At 61.7% G+C, this 15055-nt stretch carries 15 protein-coding genes, 1 tRNA gene and 1 pseudogene; 9 read left to right on the top strand and 8 right to left on the bottom strand.

From position 1 onward, the window contains the following. Positions 1-144: 144 nt before the first annotated feature. The 3 genes and pseudogenes from ACODS2_RS01645 to ACODS2_RS01635 all read right to left on the bottom strand — a co-directional run. Entirely contained in the window at positions 145-2034 is a 1890-nt protein-coding gene (locus tag ACODS2_RS01645; protein ID WP_488997293.1) for a hybrid sensor histidine kinase/response regulator, read from the bottom strand. Continuing rightward, on the bottom strand, positions 2021-2794 hold the full coding sequence (locus ACODS2_RS01640) for a response regulator transcription factor (protein ID WP_488997292.1): 774 nt from the start codon (positions 2792-2794) through the stop codon (positions 2021-2023). Before ACODS2_RS01640 ends, ACODS2_RS01645 begins: the two co-directional genes overlap by 14 nt. Positions 2795-3089: 295 nt before the next feature. Next, positions 3090-3460, bottom strand: a pseudogene (locus tag ACODS2_RS01635) (transposase); the annotation flags it as partial. Between the two features lie 190 nt (positions 3461-3650). On the opposite strand from ACODS2_RS01635, the gene ACODS2_RS01630 reads away from it, so the two are divergent. From ACODS2_RS01630 to ACODS2_RS01615, 4 genes are all read left to right on the top strand, one after another. After that, positions 3651-4163, top strand: a complete 513-nt coding sequence (locus ACODS2_RS01630; RefSeq protein ID WP_488997291.1) for a helix-turn-helix transcriptional regulator — start codon at positions 3651-3653, stop codon at positions 4161-4163. A gap of 485 nt (positions 4164-4648) precedes the next feature. Further along, positions 4649-4918, top strand: a complete 270-nt coding sequence (locus ACODS2_RS01625; protein ID WP_488997895.1) for a DUF3489 domain-containing protein — start codon at positions 4649-4651, stop codon at positions 4916-4918. Continuing rightward, entirely contained in the window at positions 4918-5355 is a 438-nt protein-coding gene (locus tag ACODS2_RS01620; protein ID WP_488997290.1) for a DUF2924 domain-containing protein, read from the top strand. The genes ACODS2_RS01625 and ACODS2_RS01620 overlap by 1 nt, the downstream gene beginning before the upstream one ends. A gap of 2 nt (positions 5356-5357) precedes the next feature. After that, positions 5358-6989 carry a recombinase family protein gene (locus ACODS2_RS01615; protein WP_488997894.1) on the top strand — a complete coding sequence of 544 codons (1632 nt, stop codon included), beginning with the start codon at positions 5358-5360 and terminating at the stop codon, positions 6987-6989. Positions 6990-7190: 201 nt separating this feature from the next. Here ACODS2_RS01615 and ACODS2_RS01610 read toward each other — a convergent pair. The 3 genes from ACODS2_RS01610 to ACODS2_RS01600 form a co-directional block, all read right to left on the bottom strand. Further along, positions 7191-7277, bottom strand: a tRNA-Leu gene (locus ACODS2_RS01610). A gap of 103 nt (positions 7278-7380) precedes the next feature. Beyond that, positions 7381-7776 carry an FxLYD domain-containing protein gene (locus ACODS2_RS01605; RefSeq protein ID WP_488997289.1) on the bottom strand — a complete coding sequence of 132 codons (396 nt, stop codon included), beginning with the start codon at positions 7774-7776 and terminating at the stop codon, positions 7381-7383. Further along, positions 7773-8540: a zinc-ribbon domain-containing protein gene (locus ACODS2_RS01600; RefSeq protein ID WP_488997288.1), complete on the bottom strand. Its 768-nt coding sequence runs from the start codon at positions 8538-8540 to the stop codon at positions 7773-7775. Before ACODS2_RS01600 ends, ACODS2_RS01605 begins: the two co-directional genes overlap by 4 nt. A 160-nt stretch (positions 8541-8700) precedes the next feature. On the opposite strand from ACODS2_RS01600, the gene ftsE reads away from it, so the two are divergent. Genes ftsE through ACODS2_RS01575 form a run of 5 tightly spaced genes read left to right on the top strand, consistent with a single transcriptional unit; the run spans position 8701 to position 12950 of the window. Continuing rightward, a complete protein-coding gene (gene ftsE, locus ACODS2_RS01595; RefSeq protein ID WP_488997287.1) occupies positions 8701-9447 on the top strand; it encodes a cell division ATP-binding protein FtsE in 747 nt (248 codons plus the stop codon). A gap of 12 nt (positions 9448-9459) precedes the next feature. Further along, on the top strand, positions 9460-10386 hold the full coding sequence (locus tag ACODS2_RS01590; RefSeq protein WP_488997286.1) for a cell division protein FtsX: 927 nt from the start codon (positions 9460-9462) through the stop codon (positions 10384-10386). Between the two features lies 1 nt (position 10387). Further along, complete coding sequence (locus ACODS2_RS01585) at positions 10388-10945, top strand: YdcF family protein (RefSeq protein ID WP_488997285.1); 558 nt, start codon at positions 10388-10390, stop codon at positions 10943-10945. A gap of 8 nt (positions 10946-10953) precedes the next feature. Beyond that, positions 10954-11667, top strand: coding sequence for a lysophospholipid acyltransferase family protein (locus ACODS2_RS01580; protein WP_488997284.1), 714 nt, complete (start codon positions 10954-10956; stop codon positions 11665-11667). Then, positions 11664-12950, top strand: a complete 1287-nt coding sequence (locus ACODS2_RS01575; protein ID WP_488997283.1) for an NRAMP family divalent metal transporter — start codon at positions 11664-11666, stop codon at positions 12948-12950. Before ACODS2_RS01580 ends, ACODS2_RS01575 begins: the two co-directional genes overlap by 4 nt. Here the strand turns inward: ACODS2_RS01575 and ACODS2_RS01570 are convergent. Then, the gene (locus ACODS2_RS01570) at positions 12947-13867 is read right to left on the bottom strand and encodes a prephenate/arogenate dehydrogenase family protein (RefSeq protein ID WP_488997282.1); all 921 of its coding nucleotides are present in this window, start codon (positions 13865-13867) and stop codon (positions 12947-12949) included. The genes ACODS2_RS01575 and ACODS2_RS01570 overlap by 4 nt on opposite strands. Beyond that, on the bottom strand, positions 13864-15000 hold the full coding sequence (hisC, locus tag ACODS2_RS01565; protein WP_488997281.1) for a histidinol-phosphate transaminase: 1137 nt from the start codon (positions 14998-15000) through the stop codon (positions 13864-13866). Before hisC ends, ACODS2_RS01570 begins: the two co-directional genes overlap by 4 nt. Between the last annotated feature and the right edge of the window lie 55 nt (positions 15001-15055).

Here is a 15055-nt window from a genome sequence, read left to right as displayed (position 1 = left end):
TACCTTTCAATGAATCACCAGAGACGCCAAAGCGCTACAAGTTCCTGCGGGTCTCCAGCTTCAAGCATCCATCGCAGGTGTGAATCAGGCTTTTGCATCGTGGCAACAGCAGCGTTGGTGATGAACGACTGCAATCGCTGCCAATCAGCCACAGCCAAAATCCATTTCTTGCCGCACTACGGCGAGCAAAGATTCCGGTGAAAAAGGTTTCCTGATGAAGGGGATATCATCAGGAATGGGCATCTTGCCACGGTTATAGCCGGACATTAGTATTCGCCGGATATTTGGAAAGCGCCCCTTAGCCCAGTCAACGAGGTCTGCCCCGGAAAGCTTACCACTAAGTCCCACGTCACAGATGACCATCGCAAATTGGCCATGTTCGAGTTGCATTCGCGCGTCGAGGGCATCGGTGGACGTTGAGACTTCATATCCAGCCACCCCAAGAATTTCAGCGACGGTATTTGAGATCACGGGTTCATCGTCAACGATCAGAATAGTGGGAGCCATTAGCCGTTCATCCATCGTGTCAGCTGCCAACGCATCTACTGGGGGCCATTTGACCGGAAATGTCATTCGCGCAGTAAGTCCACCGCCAATTCTGTTTGATAGGGACAAGCGACCACCGGATTGCAGGACAAAACCATTTGTAATTGCAAGGCCAAACCCTGCACCATCCGACTTAGTTGTAAAATAGGGATCCGTGGCATGGCGCAGAGTGTGTTCATCCATGCCAGTTCCGGTATCTTCCACGCTGATAGCGACTCTGCACTCACCAGTACTAGGATCGTCGGATTCATCAAACGGAGCAACAATACGGGTCTTGATGCGTATCTCCCCTCCAGTCGGCAGTGCCTCCCGGCTATTCTTAATCAAATTCAATATTGCTTGATTCAAACCAGTCTTGTCGACGTATATTGGGCATGGCAATGCAGTTATATCATATTCTATCCGATTCATTGGACCAAGAGACGCCTTTGTTAAGGATTCCATTTCGGCAATTATTTCATTGGCATCGTAATAATTGGGCTCAAGCATCTGGCGGCTTGAAATCGAGAGCAAAAGTGCCGTGATCTCGGCACCCCGATCCACCGCGGCGTGAATGGAAGCAAGCCTCTCCGCGTGCTTTTTTGTTAAATCCTCTCGTCCGATGCCGTGTGCAGCAAGGTCAACAATTGTAAGTAGATTATTAAAATTATGGGCAAGATCCGCCGAAACTGCACCAATATTGTCAGCTGACTGTAGTCGTGCAAGTTCAATTTCGTGATTTTTACGTTCGGTAATGTCCTGAGCGGTGCCAATGTAAACATCGATGTTCCCGCACGCATCATAAACTGGCTGCCCCTTGTCCCAGATCCACCGCATGGCCCCGTCCTCGCGAAAAATGCGGTATTCGACATCGAATGATTTTCGGGCTTCTCGACACCTACGAACTTCCGCGATCACGCGCTCTTGATCATCAGGGTGCATCATCTCCCACCAGCTGCGACCGTCCAGCTCCAGTTGCTTGCGCGATACGCCCCAGATTCGTTCAAAGCTCGGGCTAACATAAAGAATTTGATCGCCCAGTAGCCGACTAACCCAGAAAACCGAGTCAACCACGGACAGCACATTGTCGAGCAGCGTAATCTGCCTCGCCTTTTCGGCATCGAACCCGTTGCTGTTATCGATCTCGGTCAAAGTGATTTCGCATGGTCTCGGTGCTCCGAGATGCCCTGTCGTCATCTTAATCTTCGCCCTCACCCAAAAGCCTTGCGCTTCCCTGCCCCCGATCTTGAGATCCTGGAACACTACGCCATCCGATGAACTCGCATTTATAGCGTTCAGCGCGTCAAAATAATCTGCGCCTAATTGAACAAAATCTAGAAATGATCGACCAATTATTTTTCTATCTTCCCAGTTTAGCATTTTAATAAATGCCGAACTAGCTTCAATAATCTCCCAATCATTACCAACTATGGCTACGGGAACATTTTCTATGTCGCTGATTTTATTCACAAAAATTGTCCGTTTATCATAAATATTAATAACCAGCATGACTTATTATGTTTGCTACGCTTGCAGACGAATGAATTTTTAGCTTACTAAATATCCTGTGTCGGTGTATTTTTACAGTATTCTCACTTCTGCCCAGGCTGGCAGCAATCAACTTGGTTGGATAGCCTTGAGCGAGCTTCTTTGCGACGACGAGTTCAGTCGGGGTCAAAGTGGCAACCATATCACTGATTTGCCTCACACTTTGCCTTGCGCAGTGGATCATGCGAGATTTGGCTACTGCAGCATTCACCGCCCTTAGCAGCGCCATTTCCGAGATCGGCTTTGCCAGAAACTCGATGGCTCCACCCTTCATGCCCTGCACAACGGTATCAACATCGCGTACCCCGGAAATGAAGATCACCGGAAGAGTTATCTCCGATTTTGTCAGCCATTCCTGGACAGCTATCCCGTCGAGTCCTGGAAGTTTGATGTCCAGAACAATGCAGCCGCTCTTGAAGCGAGGAACGACATCCTGAAGCTCGGAGGACGAACCACAGGGCACAGCGCTATAGCCCAGCGACTCGATCAGCTCGGCCAAATGCCTACACAAGTCGGCCTCATCGTCCACAACAATGACACCCTCAGCTCCCGTTTCACAAATAGATGCCATCGGATATGCCAATGGCGAAGCATCAGCAGCCGCATGAACCTGGCACGGACGCATGTAGCCCCGTTGCCCACAGCCGGTCACATCCACCAACGACCATCGGGTGCTGTCAGGCGTTCGCTCACTATTTTCATCACGAAGGGCGATATCCATACCTGCCGACAATTAAGTACTCCTCGAAAATTACAAGCTTAACATTATCTCATTTTTACAATGGCATTAAACTAGCAAATATACGTTCAGCAAATATGCTTATACGCAAGCCATTCCGACTACTTGGCATACTAAAATGTAAGTTTCAATTCATATTTAAAGGTAACAATAAATGAATTATGTCGACAATGAAAATTGTCGACTATAACCATAGCCGGTTTGGCTATAGATAATGAAAATATCTTCAGTCCCCAAAGAGGTTCTGATGCAAGAATTGCCAGATTAGGGCGTAAGCTCATTTTGCTGAGCACGAGGTGCGGGCAAAGATGAGTTTGACGGTGGCGAGGGGGTTTTTGCGGCTCTTGTCATGGCGAGTGGCCATGCCCCGGAAGCGCCTGATAAGGTTGAAGAAGCGTTCGACGAGATTACGCTGCCGATAAAGCCAGCCCGAGAAGGTGAACCGTTGTTTGCGCTTGGACCGCGATGGAATGTTGGCCCATACGTTCTTGGCAGCGGCAGCTTCACGGATAGCGCTGCTGTCGTATCCCTTGTGTCACCGAGCAGGCTTGACTCCTCCGGCACGGCCTCCGCCTCCTGACTGTCGTGGACCTGGCCGCCGGTCGGTCGCAGGGCGACGGGACGGCGATCACAGCCAATCGTCGCATTGGGAACTGTCGGTTGTGGATGGCTGTGCCTTCATGAAGCGTCACGGCGTAGCCAAGACCGCGCGGGCCAGTCCGCAAATGGTAATGTTGTCCATCAATCTTGCGTTTGTTGCCGTGCGGGCGGTCGCAGGACCGATCTGGCAACCGATCGGGTCTATTTCGATCTCGATGACTCTATCTGCCACGATGTGATGCGGCGGCATTTCGGTGTGCCGGTATTCTGCGGATCGCCGCACAACGAGATAGCCTTCGAAGAGAGCGAACTCGCACAACCCATCGCAACTTCTAATTCAACCTTGCTCCGCGTGCTTTCGCAGCATCTCGATCGGCTGCTTCATGCCATGAGCGAGAAGAACGATGTGACCAGTCAGGTGTTTCATGAAATCCGCTCGAACCTTGGAGATCACCGCTGCACGCTGGATTGGATTGCGACCAGGTTGCGCATGCATCCCCGTTCTTTGCAGCGTCAGCTGGTCGCAGAAGGCGCAACATTCAGGGATCTGCTGCGGGAGGCGCGGATTGAGCTTGCCGATTATCTGCTCCGATTGACCCGAACACCCATCTCAGAGATTTCCGCACTACTCGGGTATAGCAATGTTACCGCATTCTCGCGCGCGTTTGAGAAGGAACGCGGCTACCCACCAAGTCGGGAGAGGATGATCCCGTGCCAGTCCGCATCATTGGGACGTCGAACGCAAGTTTGACGCATTCAGGGCCTGCAAACCGGAGATTTTTGACCCAGGCCTGAAAAGGCATGCTTGAAGTAAATGAATGGCTGCTTCGGATGAACCACTGCCGGATTCGCCAGGCCCACTGATCAAAAACGGCCGATCTCGAAGCCGCTGGTCCGAAATTCGCCAGGTTGTCCGCGTCGCATCGCTGGTCTGGCGACCCACGGGTGTCGAGTTTTGGCAGGAACCTCTCGTTCGACTTGTCGCGAGAGAATGACCGGAAAGTCCCAACCTCAGACAATCCGCTGGACTTCCCACGCCCCTCGAGCATTGCTGTTCGCACTAAACCGACAGCCTTGGGCGTCGGCGATTGCCCTGCCCGGCTGACCGGCGGGGCTTCAGGTGGTGGGAGCGGCGATCCTGCTGTTCCATCTGGAGCACCACCTGTGACACAAACATACGATACAGATCTCGCCCCGGCTATCATTCCGCGCACTCAACCGAAGCGCCAGCGCCGGATGGCGCGCGAGCCGCAATCGCAGGCTCCTGACAAGCCCGGCACCACCTCAAATAGCGAACCTCGCACGACCAAGGCATCAATCGTAGAAGCGCTGCTTCGTGGTGAAGGCGGAGCTGCACTAGATGACCTGTGCAGCGCGACCGGGTGGCAACCTCATACCTGCCGTGCCTTCCTCACGGGCCTTAGGAAGAAGGGGCATTCTGTGAGCAAAACAAAGGGTGACGATGATGTGACCCGCTGGTCTGTCTCGGAGACGGGGGGCGTCTGATGGCCTCTCGCAACTATCTGCGGCTATCGCAGGTACCAGAACTGACGGCAGCCGACCTTAAGAAGGAGTGGGCGCGCCGCTATGGTTCGCCTGCCCCCGACCTGTCCCTGGAACTGCTCCGCCTCGGTGTTGGCTACAAGTTGCAGGAGCAGCGCCACGGCGGGCTGTCGCGCGGAACACGGAGCCTTCTGCGTCAAGTCAGCGAGCACGCTGCAGTGGGCAAGGACAATGTGGCCGCCCCCACTCCTCGCAAGCTGACGCCGGGGACGCGCCTCGTCCGCGACTGGCATGGCGTAGGCTATACAGTCATCGTTCTTGACGATGACTTCGAGTACGAAGGGGCGCGCTGGAAGTCGCTTTCCGCGATCGCCAGGGCGATCACCGGGACCAAATGGAACGGCCCGCTGTTCTTCGGCCTGACGGGGCGCAAGTCGTGAAGATGCTGCGCTGCGCGGTCTATACCCGCAAGTCGACAGAAGATGGGCTGGAGCAGGAGTTCAACAGCCTGCATGCCCAGCGTGAGGCTTGCGAAGCCTATATCCTCAGCCAGCGCCACGAGGGTTGGACGCTCGTTCCTCGGCACTACGACGATGGCGGGTTCTCGGGCGGCAACATGGACCGCCCCGGCCTCAAAGCCCTTCTAGCCGATATCGATGCGGGCCTGGTGGATGTGATCGTCGTCTACAAGGTCGATCGCTTGACCAGGTCGCTGGCGGACTTTGCAAAGATCGTTGAAAGGCTCGATGCAAAATCGGCCAGCTTCGTCTCGGTGACGCAGGCTTTCAACACCACCACCAGCATGGGCAGGCTAACCCTCAACGTCCTCCTCAGCTTCGCGCAGTTCGAGCGCGAGGTCACCGGCGAGCGGATCCGCGACAAGATTGCCGCGTCGAAGAAGAAGGGTCTGTGGATGGGAGGGCCAGTACCGCTCGGGTATCAGGTCATCGAGCGGAAGCTTGTTCCGGTTCCTGAGGAGGCGGAACGCGTGCGCACGATCATGCGCCTCTACCTCGAGATCAGGTCGGTCCCCACATTGATAGAGAGGCTGCGGGACGAGGGCATTGTCACCAAGATCCAACTGCGCACCAGCGGGCCGCACAAGGGAGGGATTCCGTTCGCACGAGGTAGCCTGTTCCATCTGCTCAAGAACCCGGTTTATCGCGGCAGGATCGTGCATAAGGGCGTGGAGTACGAAGGCGAGCACGAGGCCATCGTCCCGGAAGACCTCTGGGATGCTGTGCAAGCCCAGCTCAAAGCCAAAGCGCCGCCGCGGCGCTGGACGACAAACCAACCGCAGTTGGCGATACTGAGGGGGATCCTGACCGACCGCGAGGGAAGACCGATGGTGCCGACCTATGGGTCCAAGCAGGCTCGACGCTATGCCTACTATGAGACGCGGAAGGATCTCGCACGGCCAGACATGCCCTCGTCTATCAGAATCCAGCGCGGACTGATGGAAAAACATCTCATCCAGCACCTCATCGCGCTGCTGACCGACGAGCATGTATTGCGGAGGTTTGTCGGCCTCACTGACGCGGTTCAGCTTCAGCGACTGTTCCTGGCCGGCAGGAGCATTGCTCAGCGACTGCAGGAACCGGGCAACGCCGAGGATGCCCTGCGGTCACTTGTGCAAAACGTAGCATTCCAGGCGGATCATCTTGTGATCGCACTCGTGGATGCGGCTCTGGATATCGGCGGCGCTGGTATCAGGAGCTGGGCAATCCCCCTTCCTCAGCGCAAGCCCTTTCGGGAGGCGAAGCTGCGTATGGACGCTGATAACGGCGTCGCCGTACCCGATCGGGCACTGCTCGAACTCCTCGCGGACGCAAACGCAGTCCAGCAACTGGTGCTGGCATCGCCCGGCCTCACCATGAATCAGATCGCTGCAAACGCAGGCCGCTGCCGCACGCAGCTCACTCGTCTACTTCGGCTGTCGTGGCTTAACCCCCGGATCGTCGACGCGATCGCTGGCGGCACCCAGCCGCGGTCCCTGACGCGCAAGATCCTCATGGCGTCGCCCCTACCGATCGACTGGGCCGAGCAGGAACGCGCTTTCGGCATCCCGGCCTAAGCGCCAAGCGTCCGTCAATGCCTAGTGAAGACGCCTTCCTAGAAACGGAGAATCAGGCGATTTGCGGGGAGCATCAAGGAGAGTGCAACCACTTCTCCGTCTTCAATGCCTCGCGATCCAGCGACTGAGTCCCGCAGAACTGCGCCACTTCCCGAAGAGCAGGTGCCCGAAGGCAAAATCTGTTTCGATTGCCGGACTGTTTGGTGCGGTCGAGAAGACTCGAACTTCCACGGGCTTTCGCCCACAACGACCTCAACGTTGCGCGTCTACCAGTTCCGCCACGACCGCACATCGCAAACGGGGTTCACCTTCCAAAAAGGCTGCCCCGCCGGGGTAGAGGGGCGCCCCTAGCAAAGCCCCCCGCGCCGCGCAACAACTAGCCGAGGATTTTTTATTCGGGCTTCCAGCCGATCTCCGCGACCTTGGCGCTTTTTGGAACGTCGACCAAGGTTTGATCGATCTGCACGCTTTCACCGGGCATTAGCGGCTCGGTCAGGGCGGGGACATCAAATGTATAGATGACCCTATCGTCAGCATCGCGCAGCACGATGTGCAGTTGCGGCGGCATTGCCGATGCCTTCGAGGCATTGGTGATCGTGCCATGGATCAGCGCGAACTCGCGGCCATTCGGAAGCGTTCGACGATCAACTCCGCTGGCCGGGAAATCGAGGACAAATTCAGGGTGCGACGGACCGAAAGTCGGGGTAGCCCAATCTGAGTTCTCCTTGCCGGCCGGACATTGGACGCCCCCAAGCAACAGGGCTGCCGCAAGCCAGCAGGGGATCACTCCGGCTTCCAGCCGATCTCCGCGACCTTGGCGCTTTTCGGGACGTCGGTCACCGCTTCGTTGATCGTCACGCTCTCGCCGGGCCTCAGCATCTCGCGCGGGGGGGAGACATCCCAGGTGTAGACCACCTTGTCCTTGGCATCGCGCAGCACGATCAGGATCGGCGGGACTTCCTGCGGTTGCTTGCCGACATTGGTGACAGTGCCGCTGGCGCCGAAATATTCGGTGCCATTGGGAAGCGTGCGGCGATCCTGGCGTTCGGAGGGGAACGCCAGCACGAGATCGGGGTTGCCGGCCCCGAACGTGGCGTGTGCAGCAGGCAACCAGCGCGGCAGGCCGAGCCACGAGGCGAGCGCAATCAGCACCGCGACGAGCGCGGCGAAGCTGACTCCGGCGATCGTCCACAGCTTCGCGGTGTTGCGACGCGGGCGGAATGGCGGCTGGTGATCGAAGCTTGAGGCGTTATCGTCGAAACCATCGTCCGCCGAGCGCGTGGCCGGACGGATCACCGGCCGCGGGACGACGGGCGGTTCGGGCACCGGCTCTGCCGATACGGATCCGGGCTGGTCTTCGGGTTCCGGTGCAGGCGGCGGAGCGGAGATCGGTGTCGCCGAGGGTGCCATCTCCTCTCGCGGCGGCAGTTCAGGACCGTGCTGGAACCAACTGTGCCGGCACTTGGCACAGCGCACCGTGCGGCCCTCCACACCTATCGCGCTGTCGGGGAGGACGTAGCGCGTCGAGCAGGCGGGGCACGCAATGATCATGGGGCGGGTTAAGCATGGGGGGATGCAAGGAAACAATAGGGACGGACGGGGAGAAGTGCTCGCCTGCCCTTTTTTCCACATCGATTGCGCCGTATAGCCGCCGCAAGCAGTGCGCGGGCCCCGCGCGCACCAACCACCCTTCGGGACCGCAACGCCTGACATGAACCAGCCTGATGCCGAAATCGTCCAGTTCGACAACGTCGGGCTGCGCTACGGAACGGACAAGGAAATCCTGGCCGATGTCTCGTTCACGCTCTACCCGGGCTGCTTCTATTTTCTCACCGGTGCGAGCGGCGCGGGCAAGACCAGCCTGCTCAAGCTGCTCTATCTGGCGCAGCGCCCTTCGCGCGGGCTGATCCGATTGTTCGGCACCGATGCGATCACCCTGCCGCGCGAACGCCTGCCCGGATTCCGCCGCCGCATTGGCGTTGTTTTTCAGGACTTCCGGCTGGTCGATCACCTTTCCGCCTTCGACAACGTGGCGCTGCCGCTGCGGGTGGCGGGCGTGAGCGAGAAGGACATCGCGCGGCCGGTGGGCGAAATGCTCGACTGGGTGGGACTGGGCGACCGACAGCATGCCCGGCCCGCAACGCTTTCCGGCGGGGAGCAGCAGCGCGTGGCCATCGCCCGCGCGGTGATCGCCCGGCCCGACATGCTCGTCGCCGACGAGCCGACCGGCAACGTCGACCCGGACATGGCGCTGAAGCTGCTGCGCCTGTTTGAAAGCCTCAACCGGCTGGGCACGACCGTGGTGGTCGCCACCCACGATGTTCACCTGATCCGCAAAGTGCCGGAATCGCTGATCATGCGGCTCGACAAGGGGCGGCTGAGCGACCCGACGGGTGCGCTGCGCTATCCGCCCCGCCGCCCGGCCATGGCTGGCGCCGACGCGTCGCCGCCGCTCTGAGCGTTTCAGGAGATGGGCTTCCTTTCCTCCCTGTTCCTGCGCTGGCGCGGCGGTTCTGCGGCAAGCGACCCGCGACTGCTGCCCGAAGCGCAGCTTTCGGGGCCGATGCCGTGGGTCATCGCGATCATGATCGCGATGACTGTGGTTGCCGCCGCCAGCGGGCTTGCCCTGCGCAACGCGGCCGCAACCGCGAGCGCGGATCTGGAAGGCGGCGTCACCGTGCAGATCGTGACCGCCGCCCCGGCCGAACGGCTTCGCCAGGCCGCAGCGGTGGTCGCCGTGCTTGCAAAGGCGCCCGAAGTGGCCGAAGTTCGGCAAGTGGCGCAGGAGGAACTCAACACTCTGGTCGAGCCATGGCTCGGCACGCGGCCCGGCGACGATGTCGAGGCCTTGCCGATCCCGGCCTTGATCGACGTGCGGCTCAAGGGTGCTGCAACGGCGGACCAGGTGGCGCACTTGCGCGCGCTGGTGGTTCCGGTCGCCGCCTCTGCTCGCATCGATGCGCAAGCCGGGTGGCTGGCGCCGGTGTTCGCCGCGATCGGAACGCTGCAGTGGCTGGCTGGCGGCCTGATCGCGCTGCTGGCTATCGCGACGATTGCGGCCGTGCTGCTCGCTTCGCGCAATGCGCTGGGCAATCACCGCGAAACGATCGAGATCGTGCATATGCTGGGCGGCACCGACAAGCAGATCGCGCGGGTGTTCCAGCGCTCGATGGCCTTCGATGCTGCCGCCGGTGGCCTTGCGGGCCTGCTGTTCGGCGTGGTGACGATCGTCACGCTCTCGCGCCAGTTCGCGGGGCTCGGCTCGGGCATGGTGGCAGGCGCGGTGCTGCACTGGCAGGACTGGATCGTGATTGCGGCAATCCCGCTCGCCGGTGTCGCGCTCGCGGTGCTGACAGCGCGGGTAACCGTGCTGGCCGCCTTGCGGCGGATGCTCTGAAATGGCACGCGTGCGCAAGCCACCCGGCCTCTTTCGCCGCATCGGCGCGGCGGTGCTGCTCGCGTGGGTGCTCGGCTTCCTGTGGTTCGCCCTCGCCCTTCCGCGCCCGGCGGGTGCGCAGAAAACGGACGGCGTGATCGCGCTGACCGGTGCGGGCGGACGCATTCCGCGCGCGATCGACGTGCTGCGCGCCGGGCAGGCCCGCAAGGCGCTGATCGCAGGGGTGGCGAGCGAAGTTAAGCCGGGCGAGTTCGCCGCCGAATACAAGGTATCGCCGCAGCTCCTCGCCTGCTGCGTGACGCTCGGCTTCGAATCCGTCGATACGCGCTCCAACGCCCTGGAAGCCGCGCGCTGGATCGCGGCGGAGCACATCACCTCGGTGCGCCTTGTCACCACCGACTGGCACATGCGGCGGGCGCAGTTCGATCTTGCCATGGCCGCCCCGCGCGGGGTGGAAATCCTGCCCGATGCGGTGCCCTCGCGCCCGAGCATGAAGACGCTGTTCATCGAATACCACAAGCTGCTTGCGCGCATGCTCGCGTGGCTTGCGGGGTGGTAGGGCAGACCATGAGTCGCTACGAAGCCGCCTGCCCGCGCCTGCCCGATGTGCTGCGCAGCCTTGCCTTCTATGTCGCGTTCTACGGCGGCACGGTGTTGCAGGTAATCGCGGCGCTCGCCGTGATGCCGCTGGGCGGGGATCGCTACAAGCAGATGGTGCGGGTGTGGTCTGGCTGGCACCGGACCTGCGTCCGGGTATTGCTGGGCATCACCGTAGAAGCCGAGGGTTTCATGCCCCGTGCCGGCGTTCTCTATGCGATCAAGCACGAATCCTTCTTCGAGGCGATCGATTTGCCGCACATGTACCCCCTGCCGGTGGTCTTCGCGAAGGAGCAGTTGCTGCGCATCCCGCTGTGGGGTGCGATCGGCACGCGCTATGGCCTGATCGCGGTGGACCGCGCACGCGGCGCCAGTGCGCTCAGGGCCATGCTGGCCGAAGCGCGGCGCTGGACGGCGGACGGGCGGCCGCTGATCATCTTTCCCGAAGGCACGCGCGTGCCCCACGGCACCCGCCCTGCGCTGCAGGCAGGCTTTGCCGGGCTCTACAAGATGCTCGGCCTGCCGGTCGTGCCGGTCGCGGTCGATAGCGGGCCGCTCTATCACCGTCTGTGGAAGCGCTCCGGCAAGATCCGCTATCGCTTCGGGGAGGAAATTCCCCCCGGCCTCCCGCGCGCAGACATCGAAGCGCGCGTCCATGCCGCCATCAATGCGCTCAACCCGTGAGCGTTGAGGACGCCCGCCTCGACGAGAAGCACACCGAGGCCGATGCGCGCAGCTGGGGCGAGGTGCTCGGGCCCGGGCTGATCACCGGGGCGGCAGACGACGATCCGAGCGGGATCGGCACCTACAGCCAGGTCGGCGCGCAGTTCGGCTTCAGCCTCGCCTGGATCATGGTGTTCAGCTACCCGCTGCTGGTCGCAACGCAGATGATCTGTGCACGGATCGGCGCGGTGACCGGGCATGGCATCGCGCACAACCTGAAGCGACACTATCCGCGCCCGGTGCTGTGGTTTTCGGTCATGCTCCTGCTGGTTGCCAACACGATCAACCTTGGCTCGGACCTCGGCGCGATGGCAGCCGCGCTCAATCTGCTGCTGCCAGGGCCGACCATGCTCTACGTCGTGTTGTTCGGCGTGATCTCGGTGCTGCTCGAGATCTTCGTGAGCTACGCGCGCTATACCCGCATCCTCAAATGGTCCGCGCTCTCGCTGCTGGCCTACATCCTCGTGCCGTTCGTCGCGAAGCTCTCACCCGGTGAAGTCCTGCGCGGGGTGCTCGTGCCGCAACTGAGCTTTGACCGGCAGACCACGATGGCGGTGATCGCGACGCTAGGGACCACGATCAGCCCCTACCTGTTCTTCTGGCAGGCGGGGCAGGAAGTGGAGGAGCAGCACCGGCTGCACAAGCACCCGCTCGGCGTCTATCCGCGCGCGGCGGGCCCCGGCCTTGCCCGGATGCGGACCGACACCGTGGTCGGCATGGGCGTGACGAGCGTGACCGCGCTGTTCATCGTGATTGCGACAGCGGCGACGCTCCACGCACACGGCATCAATGAGGTTGCCTCCGCCGATGCTGCTGCCAGCGCACTGCGCCCGATCGCAGGCGATCTCAGCTTCCTGCTCTTCGCGGTGGGGATCATCGGGATCGGCCTGCTGGCAGTCCCCGTGCTGGCGGGTTCGGCGGCCTATGCGCTTTCGGAAACCTTCGGCTGGACCGAGGGGCTGGACCGCAAGCCGCACGAGGCCAAGGCGTTCTATGGCGCGATCGTGGTGGCGGTGCTGGGCGGTATGGCCCTCAACCTGATCGGCATCGATCCGATGCAGGCGCTCTATTGGACCGCGGTGATCAACGGCCTGCTGGCGCCGCCGCTGATGGTGATGACCATGCTGGCAGCCAGCAATCCCAAGGTCATGGGCCGGTTGACCCTGCCGCCGCTGCTCAAGATCGGCGGCTGGGCAGCAACTGCGGTGATGATCCTTGTCTCGGGAATGTTTCTCGTCAGCTAGTCCTCGTGGCTGCGCCCGAAGTCTGGCCGCGCATCATCCTGGCCCATCTCGATGATCGAGCGGCGGATGGCGCGGGTGCGGGTGAAGGTATCGAACAGCACGGCACCGTCGCCCTTGCGGATCGCCTTCTGCAGTTCGGTAAGATCTTCGCTGAAGCGCTGGAGCATTTCGAGCACGGCATCGCGGTTGCTCAGGAACACGTCGCGCCACATCGTCGGATCGGAGGCGGCGATGCGGGTGAAATCGCGGAAGCCGCCGGCGGAGTACTTGATCACTTCGCTCTGCGTCACTTCCTCGAGATCCGAAGCGGTGCCGACGATGGTATAGGCGATGAGGTGCGGCAGATGGCTGGTGACGGCGAGCACGCGGTCATGATGCTCGGCATCCATCACCTCGACCCGCGCGCCGAGCGCCTCCCAGAATGCGGTGAGCCGCGCAACTTCGGTCTCGTCCGCACCGGCGGGCGGGGTGACGATGCACCAGCGATTGCGGAACAGCGCGGCAAAGCCCGCATCCGGCCCGCTCTGCTCGGTGCCAGCAACCGGGTGCGAGGGGATCACGGTCACGCCGGGCAGAGCTTCGGCCAGCGCCTTGGCGACGCTGGCCTTGCTCGAGCCCACGTCCGTCACGATCACGCCGGGCGCAAGGTGCGCTGCGATGCTCGCTCCTGCCGCCCCCATGGCGCCGACAGGGACGCACAGCACGACCAGATCGGCTCCGGTGACGGCTTCGGCCACTGTCTCGGGCACGAAATTGGCAAGGCCGATCTCCCGGGCACGGGCGCGCACGGCTGGGTCGGCATCGAAACCGGTGGTGATCGCATCCGGCAAGTGCGCATGAACAGCGCGGGTGACCGAGCCGCCCAGGAGGCCGAGCCCGATGACAGCGACCCGCGCGAAGGGCGCAGGCGCGCTCATCGTGCGGCTTCGGCGAGCTGGCGCAGCACAGCGGCGACGCGGTCCATCTCTTCCGCCGTGCCGATGGTGATGCGCAGGCATTGCGGCAGGCCCTGCCCCGGCAGCCAGCGGGTGATGAAACCATGGTCCATCAGGCCCTTGTAGGCACCTTCAGCGGTCAGCGCGCCGGTGAACTCGATCAGCACGAAGTTCGCCTCGCTCGGCAGCGGACGCAGGCCGTGGTTGCCGAGGGCCGCAAGCGCGGCGACGAAGCGCGTCCGTTCGGTGCGGTTATGCTCACGCGAGGCCGCGATGAAGGCCTGATCGCCGAGCGCGGCAAGCGCCGCGGCCTGCGCGGTGACGGTGAGGTTGAACGGCCCGCGGATGCGGCCCAGCATGTCGATCAGATGCGGCGCCCCGGTCGCCCAGCCGACCCGTTCGCCGGCAAGCCCGTAGATCTTGGAGAAGGTGCGGGTGATCAGCACGTTCTCTGTCGTGGCGGCGAGCGCGAAGGCACCGTCGTCAGCATCGGCAGCGACATATTCCGCATAGGCCTGATCGACCACCAGCAGCACATCCGCCGGAAGCGCTGCGTGCAGCCGGGCCAGTTCGGCGCGAGGCAGGTAGCTGCCGGTGGGGTTGTTCGGATTGGCGAGGAAGACCACCCGCGTGCGCGGCGTCACGCAGCCGAGCAGGACATCGACGTCCGCCGCGTAATCCCGATCGAGGGCCTCGACCGGCTCCGCACCGCAGCGACGGGCGGCGATCTCGTAGACCGAGAAACCGTAGCGCTGATAGAGCACCTCGTCGCCCGGCCCGGCAAAGGCCTGCGCGGCCAGGTGGAGCAGTTCGTCAGAACCGGTGCCCATGACGATCCGCGCCGGATCGATGCCGTGAAGCGCGCCGAGCGCACCGCGCAACGCATGGCTATCGGGATCGGGATACCGCGCCGGATCGCCCGCGCCCTCACCGCTGCCAAGGCGGGCAGCCCGCGCGAGGGGGCTGGTGCCGAGGGGGTTTTCGTTGGCCGAAAGCTTGATCAGCACCTGCCCGTCGGTGCCGGTCGACTTGCCGGGCACATAAGGATGGATCGCCGCAATCCACGGCTTGGGCACGGGACGGGTGGCGGAAGCAGGTGCAGATGGCTCGGACATGACCGGCGCGCCTTAGCGGGCTTGCCGCGCCAAGGGAACCGTCTCACACGGGCGA

This window comes from Novosphingobium sp. FG137 (assembly GCF_057809735.1).
The sequence above is the reverse complement of the archived record's forward strand: the minus strand, read 5'-3'. Positions and strand labels throughout refer to the sequence as shown.